The organism is Erythrobacter crassostreae (genome assembly GCF_019204045.1).
GTDB lineage: Bacteria > Pseudomonadota > Alphaproteobacteria > Sphingomonadales > Sphingomonadaceae > Erythrobacter > Erythrobacter crassostreae.
Genome location: NZ_JAGSPC010000001.1, coordinates 1,755,333 through 1,774,460, shown reverse-complemented (window position 1 = coordinate 1,774,460; position 19,128 = coordinate 1,755,333). Strand labels below are relative to the sequence as shown.

Here is a 19,128-nt window from a genome sequence, read left to right as displayed (position 1 = left end):
GGAGGCTGTCAAAGCCAAATCGCACGCAAAACCGCCGATTTTACATTCAAGCTTAAGATATGCGACAGACCGAGGCCTGCACACTCGCAACTCCCATTCAGCAATGCACGCCGCTTGTGGTGAGCTGGTGCGACCCGGCTGCGATTCGCGGCATGCTGAGCGGTTCCCTAGCGCATCAATGCGCGGTTGGCACGTCCGAACCGCCAGCCGTGCCAGAACCGGATGATTGGTTTCCGGGTTGAGAAGCCAAATCATCCGCTTCGGTCCACTCAATCGGTTCCGGCATATCAGTCAAAGCATGCTCCAGAACGGTGTCGACATGGCTAACCGGAATGATTTCCAATCCGTCTTTCACTTTGTCAGGAATTTCCACCAGATCCTTCACGTTCTCTTCTGGAATCAGGACCGTCGTGATCCCTCCGCGCAGAGCAGCGAGCAGTTTCTCTTTAAGCCCGCCAATCGGCAGGACCCGGCCCCGCAAAGTAACCTCGCCAGTCATGGCAATGTCAGGACGGACCGGAGTGCCCGTCAGCGTGGAAACGATTGAGGTAACCATTCCGACGCCGGCACTTGGGCCGTCTTTCGGAACTGCGCCTTCGGGCAAGTGGATATGGACATTCTTGCGCTGGAACAGTGACGGTTTGATCCCGTATGCTGGCGCGCGGGCTTTAACAAAACTGAATGCTGCGGCGACGGATTCGTTCATCACCTCGCCCAGCTTACCTGTTGTTTTGACCTCGCCCTTGCCCGGCGTCGTCACACTCTCGATTGTAAGCAATTCACCGCCAACGGAGGTCCAGGCAAGTCCTGTAACCGCGCCAACCTGCGCTTCGTCTTCGCTCATTCCATGCTTGAATTTGCGCACGCCAGCGAAGTCGCCGAGATTGTCCGGTGTGATGACGATGCTGGTCGCTTCTTTTTCAAGAATTTTGCGAAGGCTCTTACGCGCCAGACGCGCAATTTCGCGTTCCAGCGTGCGAACACCGGCCTCACGCGTGTAGTACCGGATCAGGTCGCGCAAACCGTCTTCGGTAAGCTCAAATTCGTCTGGTTTAAGTCCGTGCTGTTCGACCTGCTTATCGATCAGGTGACGCTTGGCGATTTCAACCTTCTCGTCCTCTGTATACCCTTCAAGACGGATGATCTCCATCCGGTCGAGCAACGGCTGAGGAAGGTCGAGGCTGTTCGCAGTCGTGACAAACATGATGTCCGAAAGGTTCAGGTCAAGCTCAAGGAAGTGATCCTGAAACTTATCATTCTGTTCGGGATCAAGCACTTCGAGCAGCGCCGACGCTGGATCGCCGCGGAAATCCTGACCAAGCTTGTCGATCTCGTCGAGCAGGAACAGCGGATTGCTGGTTCCGGCCTTCTTCAGATTGTTGACGATCTTACCCGGCATCGAACCAATGTAGGTCCGGCGGTGGCCACGGATTTCCGCTTCATCACGCACGCCGCCCAGTGACTGACGGACAAATTCGCGGCCAGTTGCCTTGGCGATGCTTTTGCCGAGCGAGGTCTTGCCCACACCGGGAGGGCCAACCAAGCACAGGATCGGACCCTTCAGCTTGTTGGTTCGCGCTTGCACCGCGAGATATTCGATGATCCGGTCTTTGACTTTTTCAAGCCCGTAATGGTCGGCATCGAGGACTTCCTGAGCCTTGCCGATGTCTTTTTTGACTTTAGATTTCTTGCCCCACGGCAGAGCGAGCAGAACGTCCAGATAATTGCGTACGACGGTCGCTTCCGCGCTCATCGGCTGCATACCTTTAAGCTTTTTGAGCTCGGCACCGGCCTTTGCCTTGGCTTCCTTCGAAAGTTTGGTCTTCTCAATCTTCTCGGTCAGCTCGGTGATCTCGTCGCCTTCTTCGCCTTCGCTACCGCCAAGCTCACTCTGGATCGCTTTAAGCTGCTCATTGAGATAATATTCGCGTTGGGTCTTCTCCATCTGGCGCTTCACGCGGCCACGGATTTTCCGCTCAACCTGAAGAACCGACAGCTCGCCTTCCATGAAAGCCATCACCAGTTCCAACCGTTTGAGCGGATTTGCTTCTGTCAAAAGCGATTGCTTGTCTGAAACCTTGGCATTGATAGCGGCCGCAATTGTATCGCCCAGCTGTCCGGCATCATCGACTTCGCCAATTTCAATTGTGGTGTCGTCGCCCATTTTTTTATTGAGTTTGGCATACTCACCGAATTGCTCGGAAACCTGCCGCATAAGCGCTGTGACTTCGCTGCCAGCCACGGTTTCCGGCTCAAGCAGTTCAACCTCGGCCAGCACATAGTCGCCTTCGGCCCGCATGCTGGCCAGTTTCGCGCGGTGCGTGCCCTCCACCATCACACGAACGGTGCCATCGGGCAGCTTCAGCATTTGAAGCACCTGAGCGACAACGCCGACGTCATACAGATCATCGCCTTCCGGATCATCACAGCCCGGATCAAGCTGCGCGAGCAGGAAGATGTCCTTGCTTGCCTCCATCGCCGCTTCAAGTGCCGCAACGGATTTGTCTCTCCCGACAAAGAGCGGGACGACCATCCCTGGAAAAACTACGATGTCGCGCAGGGGAAGGATGGGAAATTGCTGAGTCATTATTCTAGGTCCGTGGCCGCCATTGGGGCGCGCCTTTGTTAAGGAATATGGGAAGCCAATCGCCCTCTCGCAATGCCTGTTGCAACGAAGCTGTGGAGTTACGCAAACGGACGATTAACCGATTGATGATAATGTACGTTTCTTGCCGAAGTAGGAGGGCGCAGTGCACTATTTCATCTGGATAATCGGCGGCTTCGCGCTGCTTGCTTTATCAAACATGGTCGCAGGAGTTGGCGATTTGGGCGCCGGACCAGCAGACCGGCTGCCATTCTACTTCGCCGCTTTAGCCGTATTGGCTGGCGCTGGGTTCTGCTTCTTTAAGGGGTATCGCGCTGCGTCTGCGGAATTCCCTTGGAACAAAAACAAATCGCAAGCCTCTCCGCATAAGGGGGACCCTGTCCCCGCAAAACGCATGCCGAAACCCAAGGATGGAGAAGAAGACCCCTCATTCGATGTCGATGCTGCGTTCGAGCGTTACATGAAAAACCGGCCGGAAGGCGCTAATGAGCCGGTTGCGGCTGAGCCAGCGCCAATTACGAGCCCAGCCCCGCGATCAGGCTTCGGGCGCAAGGGTATATAGCCGCTCAGTTAGACGAGATGCCCGTCATGCCTGCGAGCATCAAAAGTGTAGAAACAGCTCATCGTATATCGCAGCCCGGATGTGATCGCCTCGACCCCGTGGCGGTATTTGTTCGTCGAAGGGAAATAGGCGAGCGTGCGCGGCTTGATTTCAGGCTTCAATTTCCGATCAGGGAAATGGATGCCGCCGCCCTCATATCCATCATTCAGGTAAATGATTGACGCAAAGGCTCGCCATGGCGTTGCGTTCGGCTGTCCGTCCGGCTCCTCGCAATCGGCGTGAGGAGCTTGATTATCACCAGGCCTCCAGCGCACCAATTGCAGCGTATCGGCGTAAACTGGATCAGTGATCTCATATTCGGCCTTGATATGCGCCACGGTCCGCTTGCGGATATTCTCCATCATTTTGAGGATTTTTGGCGAAACCGAACCCGGATTGATCAACCGACCGTGCCACACATCACCCTTAGGCAAACATGTTTCCCACGGCGCGTCATCCGCGCTGGCATATTTATACAGGGCCGCGCGCTCTTGCTCGGTGATGAAGTCCGGAATCAATCCAATCGGCTTTCCATTGAGACTGCGAGCATGGCGGACCTCAGTGGCAGATTTGGAGGAAATTACCGGCGGGCTGGCAACTTGCCCCGCGAAAGTGCTCGCCATTCCCGGCAGAACCGTGGGACGTGCGCGCACCGCATCAGGATCAAAATTTCGGCCTGTCATTGCGCCCCCGCAGTTAAGCTCATTACATACCCGGAAGATTGAAGCCCGGCGGGAGACCCATGCCGCCCTGCATCTCTTTCATCTGATCGGCCGAAACCCGATCGGCCTTGTCGCGCGCGTCGTTGAACGCTGCCGTCACAAGATCCTCGACCATATGCTTTTCTTCCAGCTTCATCAGGCTGTCGTCGATATTGACGCCAAGGATGCGGCCCTTTGCGGTTGCGCGGACCTTTACCAAACCTCCGCCAGCGGCGCCTTCGACTTCGATATTGTCGAGCTTTACCTGCATGTCGTTCATCTGGCTCTGGATCGTCTCAGCGGCTTTCTGTGCCGCCTGCATCATTTCTTCCATCGATTTCATCGGGCGTACTCCATCAATTCCATTTGCTGCCCGAAGCACGGGCGACTTTTGCGTTCGGTCCGTCAGCCTCCATCAATTCGGCATCGGGGAATGCCTCCAATGTGGCTTTGACCAGCGGGTCAGACAAGATGCGATTGCGTGCGGCATTCGCTTTTTCTTGCTCAACTTCGCGTAGGGTCGGTTGGGCATCGCCGGTGCCCTTTTCGACCAACCACCGACGTTTTTTGATCTGCAACAGGGCATCGCGAATTTCCGGCCCGGGATCGTCAGGGAAATTGTCCGCCTGTTCGTAGATGAGCTTGTCCGGCCCCAGTTCGATGACACGCACACGGCTACGCATGAGCTCCGCAACATGCATTTTTCCGGATCGATCAACCTCGTCAACCAGTGCCTCCCAATCGAGCGATGCGCTTTGCGGCAGCGCAGCTTGCGCGCTTGTGCCAGTATCACCCGCTGAGGGCGTCGATGTTTGTGCAGGTGCGCTATTCGCAAGCTGCTCGATCCGTCTTGCCAACTTTCCAGGATCAGGCAGCTCAGACGCGTGTAACACCCGCAGCAACGCCATTTGTATCGATACCAGAGGGTCAGGTGCTTGACGCACTTCCTCGTGACCTTTCAGCATCAATTGCCAGAGACGGTGCAACTCGCCCGCTCCAAGCTTGGTCGCGAACTCGCCCAATGCGGAGCGCTCTTCTTCGCTCGGCGCATCGGGCTCCGCACCAGACACTTGTGCAACCGTGATCTTGTGAACGAGGTCCATCAGCGCGCGCATCAATGCGAGTGGTTCGACACCCAGAGAATACTGCTCGTCAATCGCGGCGAGCAGTGCTTTAGCATCACCCTCCAACAGATTGTTGAGCAAATGCCGCTGAGCGCTTTTGTCCGCAAGGCCCAGCATATCGCGAACACGCTCTGCTGTGACCTTGCTGTCCTCGTCCAGATCGGCATGGGCAATCGCCTGATCTAAAATAGACAGGCCGTCGCGAACCGAGCCTTCGGCAGATGCCGCAATAATGCGCAGCGCCTCTTCCTCGGCCTCGACACCTTCCAACCCGCAAACTTTACCGAAATGCGAAGCAAGCAAGTCGGACGGAATGCGCCGCAAATCGAACCGCTGCGTCCGGCTGAGGACAGTCACCGGAAGCTTCTCAACTTCCGTTGTCGCAAACAGGAACTTCACATGCGCAGGCGGTTCCTCAAGTGTCTTGAGCAACGCATTGAAGGCGTTACGCGAGAGCATGTGAACTTCATCGATGATGTAGATTTTGTAGCGCGCAGAAACCGCAGCGTAGCGAACTTGTTCGATGATATCGCGGACATCATCAACGCCGGTATGCGAAGCGGCATCCATCTCGATCACATCGATATGCCGACCTTCGGCAATCGCGGTACAAGGCTCACATTGTCCGCATGGAGCAATCGTTGGGCCGCTCTCGCCATCCGGACCTACACAGTTGAGGGCTTTGGCTATCAGGCGCGCTGTCGAAGTCTTCCCGACTCCGCGCACGCCGGTCATCAAGAACGCATGAGCCAGCCGGTCCCGCTCGATTGCATTAGCAAGCGTCCGAACCATCGGTTCTTGACCGATCAGTTCAGAGAATGTCTGTGGGCGGTATTTACGCGCAAGAACACGGTAAGGTTGGCTTTTATCGGTTTCTGTCGCGTTGTGTGTCTGTTCTGGCGCGGGCGCTGCCGCGGGCACAGCAGCAGGTTCAACGCTTGCTTCAGCCGGTTTCTCGTCCGGTGCGGGATCGCCAAACATAGAGTTCTGACCGGCAGCCTCCAACTCGGCGGCAGTCGGGGTATTCTCTTCTTCGCCCTCGGGCAGATCTGGATCAGAATCATTCATCGTCTATCACCCTAGGATAGGGTAGTACTCTTGTCGAAGGGGCAGACGATTTTTTGCCGGACAATCCAAGATGCAGGGGGAAACCATGATTGCCGAATCGTTGCTGCTTGCAATGGCGCCTGTGCAAACCTCTGCATTGTCGGAAATCAGTGCCGCGGACCTTAATACGCTGTGCTCATTCGAAGGCGGGCCAGCAGGCCCGTTTGGAGACGCGGTGATCGAGGCAAAACCGATTGCTGAAAACGAATATTCGACAATGACGTGGGCTCTCGATCCGCCCATCGGTCCTCTCAAGAGATTCGAACGTTGGGCACAGCCTTACGGCACCATCGTGAACACCTTGCGGTACGAGGGAGATACGAGCCACAGTTTCGACGCGGACACCCTCGCGGCTCACCTGCGAACAATCGCAGAGCCTGCGGGTTGGACCAAGTTCGAGCACGAAGATCCGTTGATCGAAAAGGCAGCCGGGCATCGGCTTTTCAAAGATGTGACGGTAAATGGCGAAGAAACGCGGCTTTGGCTTCTGGCTGATGGCGGTAGCGAAACCACATCGCTTTATTGTCAGCGAGAGGATTTGATGGGCATGCCGCTCATCAAGAGGTGGGAACGGTATGCAAAATACCGCCGCGAACCAGAGGCGCGCGAAGCCTCAGATTAAGCCAACACATTTATGGAAAAGGAGCCGAGCGACCCGCCGCAATTCACCTGGGCTGCTTCCTTCCGGACCTGACCCGGTGAGCGAACGCAAACGTCCACCCGACTCCCAGAGCGCCATATGGCGGGCAATGCCGGATAATTCAACACCGGAATGACCGGCGAACTTCAATTGGTCGCCGTTACCGGAAATTGTCCGCATAGGCTTGAAGCTTCAACGACTTTGGTGGGGTCGCGTGAACACGGGCGGTAATTCCGTATTTTTCGGCATAGGCTTTCGCCGCATCTTTATCAGGAAAGCTCAGTTTAACCTGCGCCTGAGTATCGCCGCTTCCGGTCCAACCCATAAGAGGATCGGGCTTGCGCGCTTCGCTTTGTTCAAACTCAAGCACCCAGACATCGGTCTTTGCCTTGCCAGATTGCATGGCACTTTTCGGTTGCTGATAAATTCGTGCGGTCATTGTTCGATCCCTTCGATCCGCGTCCATTAATCGAAACCTAGCTTCGATTGAAGGCGTTTTTCGTCTTCAGGCTCGGCTTTTCCGCCCAAGGCTGCTCAGGCCAACGATGTTTCGGGTACCGCCCCTTCATTTCCTTGGCGACATCGGACCAGCTTCCTCGCCAGAAACCGGGCAAATCTCGGGTGGATTGAATTGGACGACCAGCGGGGCTCGTCAATTTGAGCAGCAGCGGCGTATTTCCAATCATCGGATGACTATCAAGACCAAACAGCGCTTGAACCCTTACCTCAACATTTGGTGCATCGTCGCCCGCGTAGTCGATGTCATGCCTGGTCTCAGCCGGAGAGGTGAATTTTAGCGGCGCGCGACTATCCAGCGCTTGCCGGTCATTCCAGTCGAGCAGATTCAGGGCCGCTTCTGAAAACCGGTGCTGCGGAAGATCAAAATCACGGCGCCCTTCGATCAGTGGAGCCAACCAAATGTCAGCGCTCTCGACGAGTGAAGCCTCGCTAAGAGCGTCAATTCCTGCAAACGTGGCTCTTTGCAGGAAACCGTCTGGCAAAAGCGCCCCCAGCTTTTCCAGAGCCTTTTCCACAAGGATATCAACAATCGATGTCGAATCCGGATCGGGGTCAGGACCACTGGAAATCGCAATCGCGCCAAGACGTTTCTCGAGCCGCGCCTCCGCTCGATTTTCTCTTTCATTCCATCTGACTATCGAGCGTTTCTCGATCTGTTTTTGAAGTGCATCCTCGACGTCACGTGGATTCAGTTCAGCAGCCGATGTGATCCTTGCCCCTTTGGCTTGACCCTGTGCATCGGCGATCACGATCCAATCGGCGCGTGCCAATGGCGAGGATGGGTCAAGCCGAAAGCCTCGGCCGCCCGCACTCAACCAGTCTTCGCCAGATGCGCCGCGCTTCTTCGCAACGAAATCAGGCCGTGCCAAGGCAAGATACAGCGCTGGATCTGAAACCTGATCGTTGTCTTGTGCAACCAGCTTGCTCGCTTGAACGGCCCAGCGCTGCGCCAGTTTTCGCGCGGCTTCTGCGCGTTTGCCGCGTTCACCCTTCCAACGGCTGCGGCGATCAAGCAAATCCTCGTTTTGACCGCCAAGCCCGCGTTCCTGCATCAATACGATCAACTCAGCGACCGCCTCACCCTGCCCTTCGCGTGCGCCGAACAACAACGCCGCCGCAGAAGCGGGATCAAGCGGCAATTGACTGATTTGATTTCCCCACGCTGTAATCCGGTTGCTTTCATCAAGCGCGCCCATCGCGCGCAGGGTCTTGCGCGCAGTCGCCACTGATGCCTCTGGCGGAGCATCAAGCCAAGCCAAAGAAGCAGGTTCAACCGCGCCCCATTTGGCAAGTTTAAGAAGCAGTGGGGCGAGGTCTGCAGTCTCAATCTCCGGGGGTGCAAATTCTGGCCTACCGCCGTGACCACCTTCTTCCCAAAGGCGATAGGCAACGCCCGCACTTTGCCTAGCGGCACGCCCGGCGCGCTGAGTTGCCGCCGCCTGACTTGCGCGGTGCGTTACAAGATGCGTCGTGCCCGCCGCGCGGTCGAACTCGGCGTGCCGGGATAAGCCTCCATCCACCACAACGGAAACGCCATCGAGGGTAAGCGACGTCTCGGCAATCGCAGTCGCTAGAACAATGCGCCGCCGGCCCTCGGGATCACGCCTGATTGCGGCGCGCTGTGCTGGCGGTTCAACCTGACCATGCAGCGGTAGAACGGGTGTATCGGGCAATCTTGCCAGCAAACGCTCCTTGGCTCGCTCAATCTCCCTCACACCGGGAAGAAAGGCGAGGATGTCACCATCTTCATCGCGCCAAGCAGTCATAACGCCGCCGACAACCTGATCTTCGATTGATTGCTCGGGGTTGCTGCCAAGCCATTTGGTTTCCAACGGGAAGCTGCGCCCCTCGCTCTCAATCAATGGCGCATCGTCACCGAGAAGCCTCGAGAACCGCGCTCCATCAATTGTCGCGGACATGATCACGGCGCGGAGGTCTTCACGAAGCACGCTCCGCGTCTCAAGTGCGAGAGCGAGGCCAAGATCGCTGTCCAGATGCCGCTCATGTGCTTCGTCAAACAATATTGCCGAGACACCGGGCAATTCGGGATCCTCGACCAGCCGATTGACCAGAATCGCCTCAGTCATCACTAGAATGCGGGTCTTGCCTGAAACTCTCGTATCGAGACGTGTCATAAAACCGACTGTCTCACCCGGTTTTTCGCCAAGCGTCTCTGCCATGCGCTCGGCTGCCGCTCTGGCTGCGACGCGGCGGGGTGAAGTGATAATGATTTGGCCGCTGCACCAATCCTCACCGATCAATGCAGGCGCGACTGACGTGGTTTTACCAGCTCCCGGAGGCGCAATCAGGACCGCAGCACCGGCATTTGCCAATGCCGATCGGATTTCCGGAATAACCGACTGGATGGGTAAAACCGGGGACACAGCCCCGCTTAATAGCCTCGTGCGACCGCAAATTGCGCGGCTTCGGCCATCGCCGCACGCGCTTTGCTTTCAGGGAAAATCGAGATCGCATCAATCGCGCGCTGCGCAAAATGGCGCGCTTTCTCTCGGGTATCTTCAACGGCATTATGCTTGTCGATTAACGTGATCGCGTGAGCCAAATCTTCATCGGATGTGCGGTGACCGGAGATCGCTGCTTTCCAGAATTTTCGCTCTTCTTCACTTCCGCGCGCATGGGCGAGAATGACCGGCAATGTCATTTTGCCTTCGCGGAAATCATCGCCCTGATCCTTGCCCATTTCTGCAGCATCGGAATCATAATCGATTGCGTCATCGACCAGTTGGAACGCTACGCCGAGATTTCGGCCATAATCTTCCAAGGCACGTTCTTGTTCTTCGCTGCATTCGGCAACAACAGCGCTGATCTGGCTGGCCGCTGCAAACAATGCCGCTGTCTTTGCACCGATAATGTGCAGATATTGCTCTTCGCTGGTCGCGATTTGCCGCTGCGCGCTGAGCTGCGAAACCTCACCCTCGGCGATCACCGCGCTGGCGTGGCTAAGGATCTTGAGGACTTTCAGCGAACCGTCTTCAGTCATCAATTCAAACGCGCGGCTGAACAGAAAATCGCCGACCAAAACTGTCGCGGGATTGCCGAAAATGATGTTGGCAGCGGCTTTGCCGCGGCGCAGTTCACTTCCATCGACAACGTCATCGTGGAGAAGTGTCGCGGTGTGAATGAATTCGACCGCAGCCGCGAGCTTGTGATGGCGGGTTCCCTGATACCCGACTAGCTCGGCACCAGCCAATGTCAGCATTGGGCGCAATCGCTTACCACCGCCAGAAATCAAATGGCCCGCAAGCCGAGGAATCAGCGGAATTTCGCTCTGCATCCGGTCCAGAATGACGGTGTTCACCGAATTCATGCCGTTCGCCGTTAGCGACAGCATCGGGTCGAGCGTCGGACGCTTGCGAGGTAGAGGGACGACTTCGGCACTCATAAAAATGCGCTTTGGGGCAGCCTCTTGCGCTTGGCAAGCGCAGAATTGCTGTTAGCTTTGCAACCGATGTCCAATGAAACGCACCAGCCCCCCGCCGATGATCCGCAACTGGCGATTTTTCGCAAGAGTATCGACAATATCGATGCCGCGATTATTCATATGCTCGCAGAACGCTTTCGGATCACTCAAGCAGTTGGTGAATACAAAGCCAAAGTAACGCTGCCTCCGGCCGATCCTCACCGTGAAGCGCGGCAGATAGAACGGCTGCGCAAACTTTCAGAAGAAGCCGATCTTGATCCGGAATTTAGCGAGAAATTTCTACGGTTCATCATCGAGGAAGTGATCCGGCACCACGAAAAGGCTCGCGAAGGCTGATCCGGCGTTAGTCGCTCGACGGCTTGACCGGCGGCGGAGGCATACGCTGGTTTTCTGGCAGTGCGGGCGAATCCGGCGGGATTGGCGTTCCGTTTTCTAACGATTCCAGAACGTCTTGACGCGATTCAATCGCCTCTGCCCGATCGCGGTAAAGTCTGCGTTCGTCTCGTGTGAAGTAGACGAGATTGCCGTTTGCATCGCGGCCATACCGGTCTGACACGGGATAGGCTTTCCCATCGATCCAGCAGCGGTTGTCATCGCGCAGCACACCTTCATCGCATGCTGGTCCAACCGGGCCGTTTTCAAGTTCCGGTTTCACGTAGGGATTGTTAAAAACCGTGCGTTCGCTGTCAAAGCTCGAACCTGTGCAACCCGATATCAATACGCACAGACCGACAAGTGCCAGAACGCTCTTACGCATGATTACCCCCAAGCCATTGATTGCATGAAGGTCTTCCAGAACTGGATTGAACTTCAAGTGAACAGGCGCGCCGCTATGCTCTTGGCAAGCGAAGCTCGACTTGCAAACCGCCCAGATCTTCGCTTTCGGTCAAGGTGACGCCGCCGCCATAGATTTCGGCGACGTCGCGCACGATCGCCAGGCCAAGTCCAGTACCCGGCTTACCGGTATCGAGCCGCGCTCCGCGATCAAAGATACGGTTGCGCTCTTCTTCTGGAATGCCCATTCCGTCGTCTTCGACCCATACAACGCATTCTTCCTCATCCGGCTCGGCATCGACCGTCACGAAAACACTTCCCCCGCCATATTTCGCAGCATTCTCGATCAGATTGCCGAGGATTTCGTCAAGATCCTGCCGCTCAATCGCGACCATTGAGTCCTTCTTGCCAGCAATGTCGAGCCGTCCGCTTGGATAAAGCCGCTCGACTGCGCGCCGCACAGCCTCGGCGCTGGCACGCACATCTGTGCGGGCATGACCAACCGCGCGGCGACCGACCGCCCTCGCCCTTGCGAGGTGATGATCCACATGGCGCTGCATCGTGCGGGTTTCGCGAAACACGGCTTCGTTCAAATCGGGAGAGCGAGCTGTCGCAGCATTGGTCAACACCGTCAGCGGGGTTTTGAGCGCATGCGCAAGATTACCCGCATGGGTTCGCGCTTCCTCAGCCTGCTTTTCGGAATGCTCAAGCAGGCCATTGAGTTCTTCGACAAGGGGTTGAACCTCTGTCGGCAGTGGTTCTGTAATGCGGTTATCACCGCTGGTTCGGAGGCGGGAGATAGCTGCGCGAACACGGCGCAAGGGCTGGAGGCCATAACGGATCTGCAACAATGCCATTGCGATCAAGCCAAGGCCTAGCACCAGAAAACTCCAGATCAGAATTGCCCTGACCTGCTGAATTTGCGCATCCATCTCCTCCGTCGCGCTTGCAACAGCGAAGGTCCAGCGCGTCTCGCTGCCCGGCAAAATGATGGTGCGTTCCGCAACGCGAATGGGTTCATCTGCAAACTGATCTGAATCGTAGAAATGCGCTTCGTTGTCGAAGTGGTCGCCTTTGACAGCTATTGTCCGATCCCAAAGGCTGCGCGAGGGCCAGGGATCAGTTTCACCGCCGCTAATCTGCCAATAAAAGCCGCTGTTTGGTTCAAGGAAGCGTTGATCACCAAGGCTTCGATAGAAATACACATCGCCAAATGGATCGATCTCAGCCGATGCGATCATCGCTGTCAGAACATATTCAAGCTGTTCGTCAAAGTTGTTTTTGACCTGATTGGCGAGCGTCCGGTCAAGCGCCAAGCCGCCAACCAGCAGCAGCAGGCTGATCCAGCCCGCCGCAATGAGGCCCATGCGCCGCGCAAGGCTGCCACGCCGCGGCGGCGAAGCAGGTGCATGGCCTTCAGCAGCACCGTCCACAGCTCCCTCGCCTTCACCTTGCGGCGATGCGGGGGCCATGTTTGCGCCGTTACGCTCGGGGAGCGTCTGCGGGGTCGTCGAGGCTGTAACCGAGGCCACGGATCGTAGTGATTACCTCTGCGCCAAGTTTCTTACGGATACGGGTGACAAAAACTTCAATCGTGTTCGAGTCGCGATCAAAGTCCTGATCATAGATGTGCTCGATTAACTCAGTCCGACTCACGACCTTGCCTTTGTGGTGCATCAGATAGCTGAGCAGCTTGTATTCCTGCGCTGTCAGTTTCACCGGCTCCCCATCAAGGGTAACTCGGCCAGACCGCGTATCAAGACGAACCTGGCCAGCCGTTAGCTCGGACGAGGTGTTGCCCGATGCACGGCGAATAAGCGCGCGCAGGCGCGCAATCAGTTCTTCGGTCTGGAAAGGCTTGGCGAGGTAATCATCTGCGCCCGCATCGAGACCGGCAACCTTATCAGACCAGCTGTCACGTGCCGTCAGCACCAGCACGGGAAAGTCACGGCCTTCCTTGCGCCACATGCCGAGCACCGAAAGCCCGTCAATCTCCGGCAGGCCAAGATCAAGCACGCAGGCATCGTAATCCTCTGTGCTGCCCAGAAAATGTCCGTCTTCACCGTCGGTCGAGAGGTCAACAGCGTAGCCGTTTTGCTCAAGCGTAGTTTTCAATTGCTGACCCAGTGTGGGTTCGTCTTCGACAATCAGAATGCGCATAGTCCACCAGTATTCTGCAAATTAGTTGCCCAGTTGGTGCGCTTTTGATCGCTGCGCGTCAAGCAAGCGTGATGCCTGCCGCCTGACGCTGTCCACCGGCGTGTTTTCAAGGAAATGTAAGCTCTATCTCGAACGGTTTATGATCCGCCCGCTGCGGGCATCCACATCGACATAGGTAACCCGCCCTTCTTTAATGAATTTCAGGCGATACGCGCGCGCTGTGGCATCATAGGCTGGGCCCAAATACTCACTGCCACGCATACGCGGGAGGACGCGCCGTTCTATCTCGCGCAGAGAAAGCTGGTTGCCCGCCTTCATCTCCTTGCGAGCCTGCCCCTGATCGCTGCGGGATTGCTCCTGCATGCCGGCATGGGCTGCGCTCGCAGGAGCGGAACCCAAAGAAGCCAGCGCAATGGCGGCAGCAAGACCGAGAAAGTTCTTCATCGTGCCCTCATGCCTACACACTGTGCTTTGAACAAGCAGTGAATGGCCACGTTGTCACGCATTCAGCGTTGTAATGACCTGTAATCATGTAATCAGCCACCACTGCCCGCCATTTCGAATTTGATTGTGATGTTCACGCCTGTGCTCACTTGTCCGGGCTGGACAGGTGCGGAGGCTTCGGCCGATTCCTCGGCCGGCGCGCGCATCATCATCTGCGGCATCGGGCTGCTTCCGCGTATCACTTCGCTGATCGACAGCACTTTCACTCCGTTATAGCCTAGCATTCCCGCGTAGGCTTTCGCGCGCTCCTGTGCCTTTGTGACCGCCCGCTTGCGTGCCTCATCCTTGGCTGCGGCATCATCCTCTATCGAAAACGACGGACCATTCAAATCTGTCGCGCCTGCGCTGACCAGAGCATCCAGCACACGTCCAGTCTCATCAATCTCGCGCAGCTTCACGCTGACACGGTTCGACACCTGATACCCGCGAAAAACCTGCTGCTGCGTCTGCCGGTTGTAATCATAACGTGCATTGAGATTGATGCCGGTGGTCTGGATATCCTTATCATCAACACCCAGCGATTTGATCCGATCAATCACGGCGCGCATTTCGGCGGAGTTCTGCCGCATCGCTTCAACGGCAGTGCGAGCTTCAGTTGTTACTCCCGCACCAATCGTCACAATATCCGGCGAGGTGGTCACATTTTCTGACACAGTCAGCTCGATGACCGGACCTTGCGAAGCGATTTCAACGGTCGCCGCCAGAGCGGGAGCAGCAGTCATCGTAGCCATCGCGGCGAAAGTGGATGCAGTGAAGAATTTCATGGTCTTACCTCCTGAATTTGCGCGATCGCGGGGTGAGCATGTCGCCGCGCTGAACAGCGTATGTGCAAAATGAGATTGAGCAGCTAGTGACGTGATGAACAGAGGAGACCACATGCTCAAGACGTTTCTGACCGCGATTGCCGTTTCGCTCGCCATGCCTGTGTTGGCGCAGCCGACAATGGAACGCGTGCCTGATCGGCCAGCTGGCGAAGGCGAAGGGCCATTTGAAACACTTTTGATCCGCGGCGCGACAATGATCGACGGCACCGGCGCTCCTCCGGAAGGGCCGGTCGATATTGTGGTCAAAGGCAACGCAATTTCCGCGATCATTCGCGGCGGCGGTGTCGATGTTGCGGCGGACAAAGTGATCGACGCGGACGGGATGTATGTCCTGCCCGGATTTGTCGATACTCACGGGCACAATGGCGATCCGGCGAAAGCACCCCAGCCGTCCTATGGTTTCAAACTATGGCTGGCGCACGGGGTAACAAGTGTGCGCGGGGTCGGGTTTGGCTGGGGCGCGAGCGACCCTTCGATTGAGCAAAAGACCCGCAGCGCCGCCAACACCATCACCGCACCTCGCCTCTTCGCTTATCAGGTTCCCGGCACCGTCTGGGATCAGGGATTGGTCGATACGCCCGCAAAAGGCCGCGCATGGGTACGCTGGGCCAAGGGACGCGGTTATGACGGCATCAAGTTCTTCAACAACGAGAAACCGCATATTCTCGAAGCAATCCTCGATGAAGCAGATAAGCAAGGCATGGGCACGGTTGCGCATCTGGGTCAACGGGGCGTTGCCGATGTGAATGCACGCAAAGCGGTCGAACTCGGACTTGACGGGGTCACGCATTTCTACGGCCACTTTGAGAGCCTGCTCGATGGTAGCCGCCTTCCGCAATATCCAGCGGACTACAATTATCTGGACGAGCAGGCGCGTTTCGCGTGGGTTGCGCGTCTGGCCGAACAGGTCGGCGAACCGGGCAGTGATCAGTGGAATGACTACATCGATTACCTGATCGAAAACGACGTTACGCTGAGCCCGACATTCAACATCTATGCCGCCAGCCGCGACGTGATGAAGGCGCGCAATCTGGAATGGCACGATAAATACACGCTGCCTTCGCTCAACAAGTTTTACGAACCGAGCCTGACCAATCACGGCAGCTACTATCACGATTGGACCAGCGAGGATGAGGTCGCGTGGCGCAAATTCTATCGCAAATGGTTCGACCTGACTCACGAGTTCAAAGATCGCGGCGGGCGTGTCACGGCGGGCTCTGACCCCGGCTATATCTATCAGACGTGGGGTTTCGCCTATATCGGCGAGCTCGAAATGCTGCGCGAAGCCGGCCTCACACCGCTGGAGGTAGTCCGGGCAGCAACCGTCGATGGCGCGCAAGAAATTTACGATTCCAAAGGCAGTATCGCTCCGATGGGTTCCATTGCCGTTGGCAAGCTCGCAGACTTGGTGATCGTTCCGGAAAACCCGCTTGCGAACCTCAAAGTTCTTTACGGCACTGGCCACACACGCCTCAACCGGGAGCGCAACGAATTGGAGACCGTTGGCGGTGTGCGTTGGACGATCAAAGACGGGATCATTTTTGATGCGCCCAAGCTGCTTGAAGATGTGGCCCGAATGGTTGAGGAACAAAAGCGCGCCCAGCAGTAGCCGCTCCATTCTATGGTCAGCCTTGCCGTCGGCCCTCGCAGCGCCTAACCCGCGCGGCCTATGGCTCAACCTCCCATCCTCAGCCTCGAAGGGCTCGGCCTGCAACAGGGCGGTCGCTGGCTGTTCGGCGGCCCACAGCCCGGTCAAGGCGCGGCGCCGATTGATCTGCATGTCCTGCCGGGAGACAGGCTCGCGCTGATCGGGCGCAATGGAGCCGGTAAGACTACGCTGTTGAAGATCGTGGATGACCAGATCGAAATGGACCGCGGTATCAGGCGGGTTAAGCAGGGAGCGCGCATCGTGTTCCTTGAACAAGACCCCGATTTCAGCCCGTTCGAAACCCTGATGGACTTCGCCCTCGCCGGCGACGATGCACCTGCAGAGCATGAAGTGGACAGCATCGCCGGACAGCTTGGCATTGAGATGGACCGCGAAGCCGCCACCGCAAGCGGCGGTGAAAAACGCCGTGCGGCCATCGCCCGCGCGCTTGCGCAGGACCCAGACCTGCTGTTGCTGGACGAGCCAACGAACCACCTCGACCTGTCCGCGATTGATTGGCTCGAAGATTGGCTGACGCGGTATAAAGGCGCGTTCATCACGATCAGCCACGACCGGACCTTTCTGAAACGCCTGACCAACGCTACGCTCTGGCTCGACCGCGGGACCATGCGGCGCAAGGACGTGGGTTTTGGCGGGTATGAGGCCTGGGAAGAGCAGGTTTATGCCGAGGAAGCGCGCGCCGCAGAAAAGCTCGACGCCAAACTCAAACTCGAAGCCCACTGGCTCGAACGCGGCGTAACCGCTCGGCGAAAACGCAATCAAGGCCGCCTCGAAAAACTCGGCCAGATGCGGGCAGCACGCGCTGCAATGATTTCCGACACCGGCTCGGCGAAGCTCAAACTGGCAAACGATAGCGATTTCAAATCTAAGTCCGTGATCGTCGCAGAGGGCATTACCAAGTCTTACGACGGCCGCGCTATCATCAAACCTCTCACCTTGCGCATCCAGAACGGCGACCGGATCGGCATCGTCGGCAGCAACGGTGCAGGCAAAACCACACTGCTGCGGATGCTGACCGGAGAATTGGAGCCGGATAGCGGAACCATCACCCGCGCCAGCACATTGTCCGGCGTAATGATCGACCAGCAACGCAGGCTCATGGAACCGAGCGCAAGCGTGCGCGATATCCTTGCCGAAGGCGGCGACTGGATCGATGTGCGCGGCGTAAGAACGCATGTTCAGGCTTACCTCAAAGATTTTCTGTTCGATCCGAAAATTGTCGATACCAAGGTCGGTATTCTCTCCGGCGGTGAGCGCTCGCGCTTGCTGCTCGCTCGTGAATTTTCACGCCCTGCTAACCTTCTCGTGCTGGACGAACCAACCAACGATCTCGACCTCGAAACGCTCGATCTGTTGCAAGAAGTGATCGCCGATTTTGACGGCACCGTTTTGATCGTCAGCCATGACCGCGACTTTCTTGACCGCACTGTCACCGTCACGCTGGGGCTGGATGGGTCGGGCAGCGTCGATATTGTTGCCGGCGGGTATGAGGATTGGGAAGCGAAACGCACAAAGCGCGTCATTGGAAAATCCAAACCCAAAGCGCCCAGCCCCACCGAAACCACCGCACGTTCTTCAACCAAGTCAGACAAGCTCTCTTACAAAGATCAGCGCGACTACGAGATATTGCCCGCACGGATTGAGGAATTGGAGGCCGCCATCGAAAAAGGTGAAGCGATCCTTGCCGATCCAGATTTGTACGCCGCCGATCCGAACCGGTTCGCAACCATTTCCAAAGGCGTCGAGAATGCGCGCCGCGAAAAAGATGCCGCCGAGGAACGCTGGCTGACCCTGGCCGAGCAAGTCGAAGGATGAGCGATCAGCAGGCTGCCAATCTCCATGGGGAGATCAAGGCCTGCACCATTTGCGCTGAGCATTTGCCGCTCGGCCCGCGTCCCGTTGTTCAATTTTCACCTCGCTCGCGGGTTCTGATCATCGGGCAGGCCCCAGGCACGAAAGTTCATGCCAGCGGTGTGCCGTGGGATGACGATAGCGGTGACCGGCTGCGCGATTGGCTGGGTATCGACAAGTCGGCATTTTACGATGCCGACAAAATCGCTCTGATGCCGATGGGCTTTTGTTACCCGGGTAAGGCAAAAGGCGGGGATGCGCCGCCTCACAAAGAATGCGCGCCGCAATGGCATAACAGTATTCTGGAACTCCTTCCTGCGGATCATCTTACGCTTCTGGTTGGCGGCTACGCGCAGTCGCAATACCTGCCTGAGACGCGCAAAATGACTTTGACCGAGCGCGTTCAGCGATATGCCGATTTTGCTCCGGTTATTCCTCTGCCGCATCCGGCGTGGCGCGTGCGAATGTGGATGGCCAAGAACCCGTGGTTCGAAGGCGATCTGCTGCCGGCGCTTCGTGATCAGATCAACGCACGACTTAGGGATTGAGGCGGTCTCGCAATTGCCATAATTGCCCAGCATTCTACTCGCAGGAAATCTAGGAGAAC

18 protein-coding genes and 1 other RNA gene are annotated in these 19,128 nt (G+C 57.0%); 6 read left to right on the top strand and 13 right to left on the bottom strand.

What is annotated here, in order from left to right:
• Positions 1 to 175: 175 nt before the first annotated feature.
• Positions 176 to 2,587, bottom strand: coding sequence for an endopeptidase La (lon, locus tag KCG46_RS08685; RefSeq protein WP_218404849.1), 2,412 nt, complete (start codon positions 2,585 to 2,587; stop codon positions 176 to 178).
• Positions 2,588 to 2,750: 163 nt separating this feature from the next.
• On the opposite strand from lon, the gene KCG46_RS08680 reads away from it, so the two are divergent.
• Positions 2,751 to 3,167, top strand: coding sequence for a hypothetical protein (locus tag KCG46_RS08680; RefSeq protein WP_218404848.1), 417 nt, complete (start codon positions 2,751 to 2,753; stop codon positions 3,165 to 3,167).
• Positions 3,168 to 3,175: 8 nt separating this feature from the next.
• Here KCG46_RS08680 and KCG46_RS08675 read toward each other — a convergent pair whose 3' ends face one another.
• From KCG46_RS08675 to KCG46_RS08665, 3 genes are read right to left on the bottom strand one after another with little or no spacing between them, the layout of a single operon-like run.
• Positions 3,176 to 3,889, bottom strand: coding sequence for a 2OG-Fe(II) oxygenase (locus KCG46_RS08675; RefSeq protein ID WP_218404847.1), 714 nt, complete (start codon positions 3,887 to 3,889; stop codon positions 3,176 to 3,178).
• 22 nt (positions 3,890 to 3,911) lie between these two features.
• Positions 3,912 to 4,250 (bottom strand): YbaB/EbfC family nucleoid-associated protein, encoded by a 339-nt coding sequence (locus KCG46_RS08670; RefSeq protein WP_218404846.1) that lies wholly within the window; start codon positions 4,248 to 4,250, stop codon positions 3,912 to 3,914.
• Positions 4,251 to 4,263: 13 nt separating this feature from the next.
• Complete coding sequence (locus tag KCG46_RS08665) at positions 4,264 to 6,099, bottom strand: DNA polymerase III subunit gamma/tau (protein ID WP_218404845.1); 1,836 nt, start codon at positions 6,097 to 6,099, stop codon at positions 4,264 to 4,266.
• 85 nt (positions 6,100 to 6,184) lie between these two features.
• Here KCG46_RS08665 and KCG46_RS08660 point away from each other — a divergent pair, with 85 nt between their 5' ends.
• Positions 6,185 to 6,760 (top strand): hypothetical protein, encoded by a 576-nt coding sequence (locus KCG46_RS08660; RefSeq protein WP_218404844.1) that lies wholly within the window; start codon positions 6,185 to 6,187, stop codon positions 6,758 to 6,760.
• A 14-nt stretch (positions 6,761 to 6,774) separates the two neighbouring features.
• Here KCG46_RS08660 and ffs read toward each other — a convergent pair.
• The 4 genes from ffs to KCG46_RS08640 form a co-directional block, all read right to left on the bottom strand.
• Positions 6,775 to 6,869, bottom strand: an RNA gene (gene ffs / locus KCG46_RS08655) — signal recognition particle sRNA small type.
• Between the two features lie 69 nt (positions 6,870 to 6,938).
• On the bottom strand, positions 6,939 to 7,217 hold the full coding sequence (locus tag KCG46_RS08650) for an ETC complex I subunit (RefSeq protein ID WP_218404843.1): 279 nt from the start codon (positions 7,215 to 7,217) through the stop codon (positions 6,939 to 6,941).
• A gap of 37 nt (positions 7,218 to 7,254) precedes the next feature.
• On the bottom strand, positions 7,255 to 9,681 hold the full coding sequence (hrpB, locus tag KCG46_RS08645; RefSeq protein WP_218404842.1) for an ATP-dependent helicase HrpB: 2,427 nt from the start codon (positions 9,679 to 9,681) through the stop codon (positions 7,255 to 7,257).
• Positions 9,682 to 9,689: 8 nt separating this feature from the next.
• Positions 9,690 to 10,700 (bottom strand): polyprenyl synthetase family protein, encoded by a 1,011-nt coding sequence (locus tag KCG46_RS08640; RefSeq protein ID WP_218404841.1) that lies wholly within the window; start codon positions 10,698 to 10,700, stop codon positions 9,690 to 9,692.
• 66 nt (positions 10,701 to 10,766) lie between these two features.
• Here KCG46_RS08640 and KCG46_RS08635 point away from each other — a divergent pair, with 66 nt between their 5' ends.
• Positions 10,767 to 11,075, top strand: a complete 309-nt coding sequence (locus tag KCG46_RS08635; RefSeq protein WP_218404840.1) for a chorismate mutase — start codon at positions 10,767 to 10,769, stop codon at positions 11,073 to 11,075.
• A gap of 7 nt (positions 11,076 to 11,082) precedes the next feature.
• On the opposite strand, the gene KCG46_RS08630 is transcribed toward KCG46_RS08635, so the two are convergent.
• From KCG46_RS08630 to KCG46_RS08610, 5 genes are all read right to left on the bottom strand, one after another.
• Positions 11,083 to 11,553 carry a hypothetical protein gene (locus tag KCG46_RS08630; protein ID WP_218404839.1) on the bottom strand — a complete coding sequence of 157 codons (471 nt, stop codon included), beginning with the start codon at positions 11,551 to 11,553 and terminating at the stop codon, positions 11,083 to 11,085.
• A 16-nt stretch (positions 11,554 to 11,569) separates the two neighbouring features.
• Positions 11,570 to 12,985, bottom strand: coding sequence for a sensor histidine kinase (locus tag KCG46_RS08625; RefSeq protein ID WP_218404838.1), 1,416 nt, complete (start codon positions 12,983 to 12,985; stop codon positions 11,570 to 11,572).
• A gap of 10 nt (positions 12,986 to 12,995) precedes the next feature.
• Positions 12,996 to 13,673: a response regulator transcription factor gene (locus KCG46_RS08620; RefSeq protein ID WP_218404837.1), complete on the bottom strand. Its 678-nt coding sequence runs from the start codon at positions 13,671 to 13,673 to the stop codon at positions 12,996 to 12,998.
• A 123-nt stretch (positions 13,674 to 13,796) separates the two neighbouring features.
• Positions 13,797 to 14,117 (bottom strand): PepSY domain-containing protein, encoded by a 321-nt coding sequence (locus tag KCG46_RS08615; RefSeq protein ID WP_218404836.1) that lies wholly within the window; start codon positions 14,115 to 14,117, stop codon positions 13,797 to 13,799.
• A gap of 92 nt (positions 14,118 to 14,209) precedes the next feature.
• The gene (locus tag KCG46_RS08610) at positions 14,210 to 14,941 is read right to left on the bottom strand and encodes an SIMPL domain-containing protein (protein WP_218404835.1); all 732 of its coding nucleotides are present in this window, start codon (positions 14,939 to 14,941) and stop codon (positions 14,210 to 14,212) included.
• Positions 14,942 to 15,053: 112 nt separating this feature from the next.
• Between KCG46_RS08610 and KCG46_RS08605 the strand changes: the two genes are divergently transcribed.
• Genes KCG46_RS08605 through KCG46_RS08595 form a run of 3 tightly spaced genes read left to right on the top strand, consistent with a single transcriptional unit; the run spans position 15,054 to position 19,069 of the window.
• Positions 15,054 to 16,610 (top strand): amidohydrolase family protein, encoded by a 1,557-nt coding sequence (locus tag KCG46_RS08605; RefSeq protein ID WP_218404834.1) that lies wholly within the window; start codon positions 15,054 to 15,056, stop codon positions 16,608 to 16,610.
• A 60-nt stretch (positions 16,611 to 16,670) separates the two neighbouring features.
• A complete protein-coding gene (locus KCG46_RS08600; RefSeq protein WP_218404833.1) occupies positions 16,671 to 18,485 on the top strand; it encodes an ABC-F family ATP-binding cassette domain-containing protein in 1,815 nt (604 codons plus the stop codon).
• Entirely contained in the window at positions 18,482 to 19,069 is a 588-nt protein-coding gene (locus tag KCG46_RS08595; protein ID WP_218404832.1) for a uracil-DNA glycosylase family protein, read from the top strand. Before KCG46_RS08600 ends, KCG46_RS08595 begins: the two co-directional genes overlap by 4 nt.
• Positions 19,070 to 19,128: the final 59 nt, after the last annotated feature.

Excerpts from the sequence above, each read along its gene's own strand:
- lon (WP_218404849.1), bottom strand. The coding sequence starts at position 2,587 with ATGACTCAGCAATTTCCCATCCTTCCCCTGCGCGACATCGTAGTTTTT.
- KCG46_RS08675 (WP_218404847.1), bottom strand. The coding sequence starts at position 3,889 with ATGACAGGCCGAAATTTTGATCCTGATGCGGTGCGCGCACGTCCCACG.
- KCG46_RS08670 (WP_218404846.1), bottom strand. The coding sequence starts at position 4,250 with ATGAAATCGATGGAAGAAATGATGCAGGCGGCACAGAAAGCCGCTGAG.
- KCG46_RS08665 (WP_218404845.1), bottom strand. The coding sequence starts at position 6,099 with ATGAATGATTCTGATCCAGATCTGCCCGAGGGCGAAGAAGAGAATACC.
- KCG46_RS08660 (WP_218404844.1), top strand. The coding sequence starts at position 6,185 with ATGATTGCCGAATCGTTGCTGCTTGCAATGGCGCCTGTGCAAACCTCT.
- KCG46_RS08650 (WP_218404843.1), bottom strand. The coding sequence starts at position 7,217 with ATGACCGCACGAATTTATCAGCAACCGAAAAGTGCCATGCAATCTGGC.
- KCG46_RS08640 (WP_218404841.1), bottom strand. The coding sequence starts at position 10,700 with ATGAGTGCCGAAGTCGTCCCTCTACCTCGCAAGCGTCCGACGCTCGAC.
- KCG46_RS08635 (WP_218404840.1), top strand. The coding sequence starts at position 10,767 with ATGTCCAATGAAACGCACCAGCCCCCCGCCGATGATCCGCAACTGGCG.
- KCG46_RS08625 (WP_218404838.1), bottom strand. The coding sequence starts at position 12,985 with ATGGCCCCCGCATCGCCGCAAGGTGAAGGCGAGGGAGCTGTGGACGGT.
- KCG46_RS08620 (WP_218404837.1), bottom strand. The coding sequence starts at position 13,673 with ATGCGCATTCTGATTGTCGAAGACGAACCCACACTGGGTCAGCAATTG.
- KCG46_RS08615 (WP_218404836.1), bottom strand. The coding sequence starts at position 14,117 with ATGAAGAACTTTCTCGGTCTTGCTGCCGCCATTGCGCTGGCTTCTTTG.
- KCG46_RS08610 (WP_218404835.1), bottom strand. The coding sequence starts at position 14,941 with ATGAAATTCTTCACTGCATCCACTTTCGCCGCGATGGCTACGATGACT.
- KCG46_RS08605 (WP_218404834.1), top strand. The coding sequence starts at position 15,054 with ATGCTCAAGACGTTTCTGACCGCGATTGCCGTTTCGCTCGCCATGCCT.
- KCG46_RS08600 (WP_218404833.1), top strand. The coding sequence starts at position 16,671 with ATGGCTCAACCTCCCATCCTCAGCCTCGAAGGGCTCGGCCTGCAACAG.
- KCG46_RS08595 (WP_218404832.1), top strand. The coding sequence starts at position 18,482 with ATGAGCGATCAGCAGGCTGCCAATCTCCATGGGGAGATCAAGGCCTGC.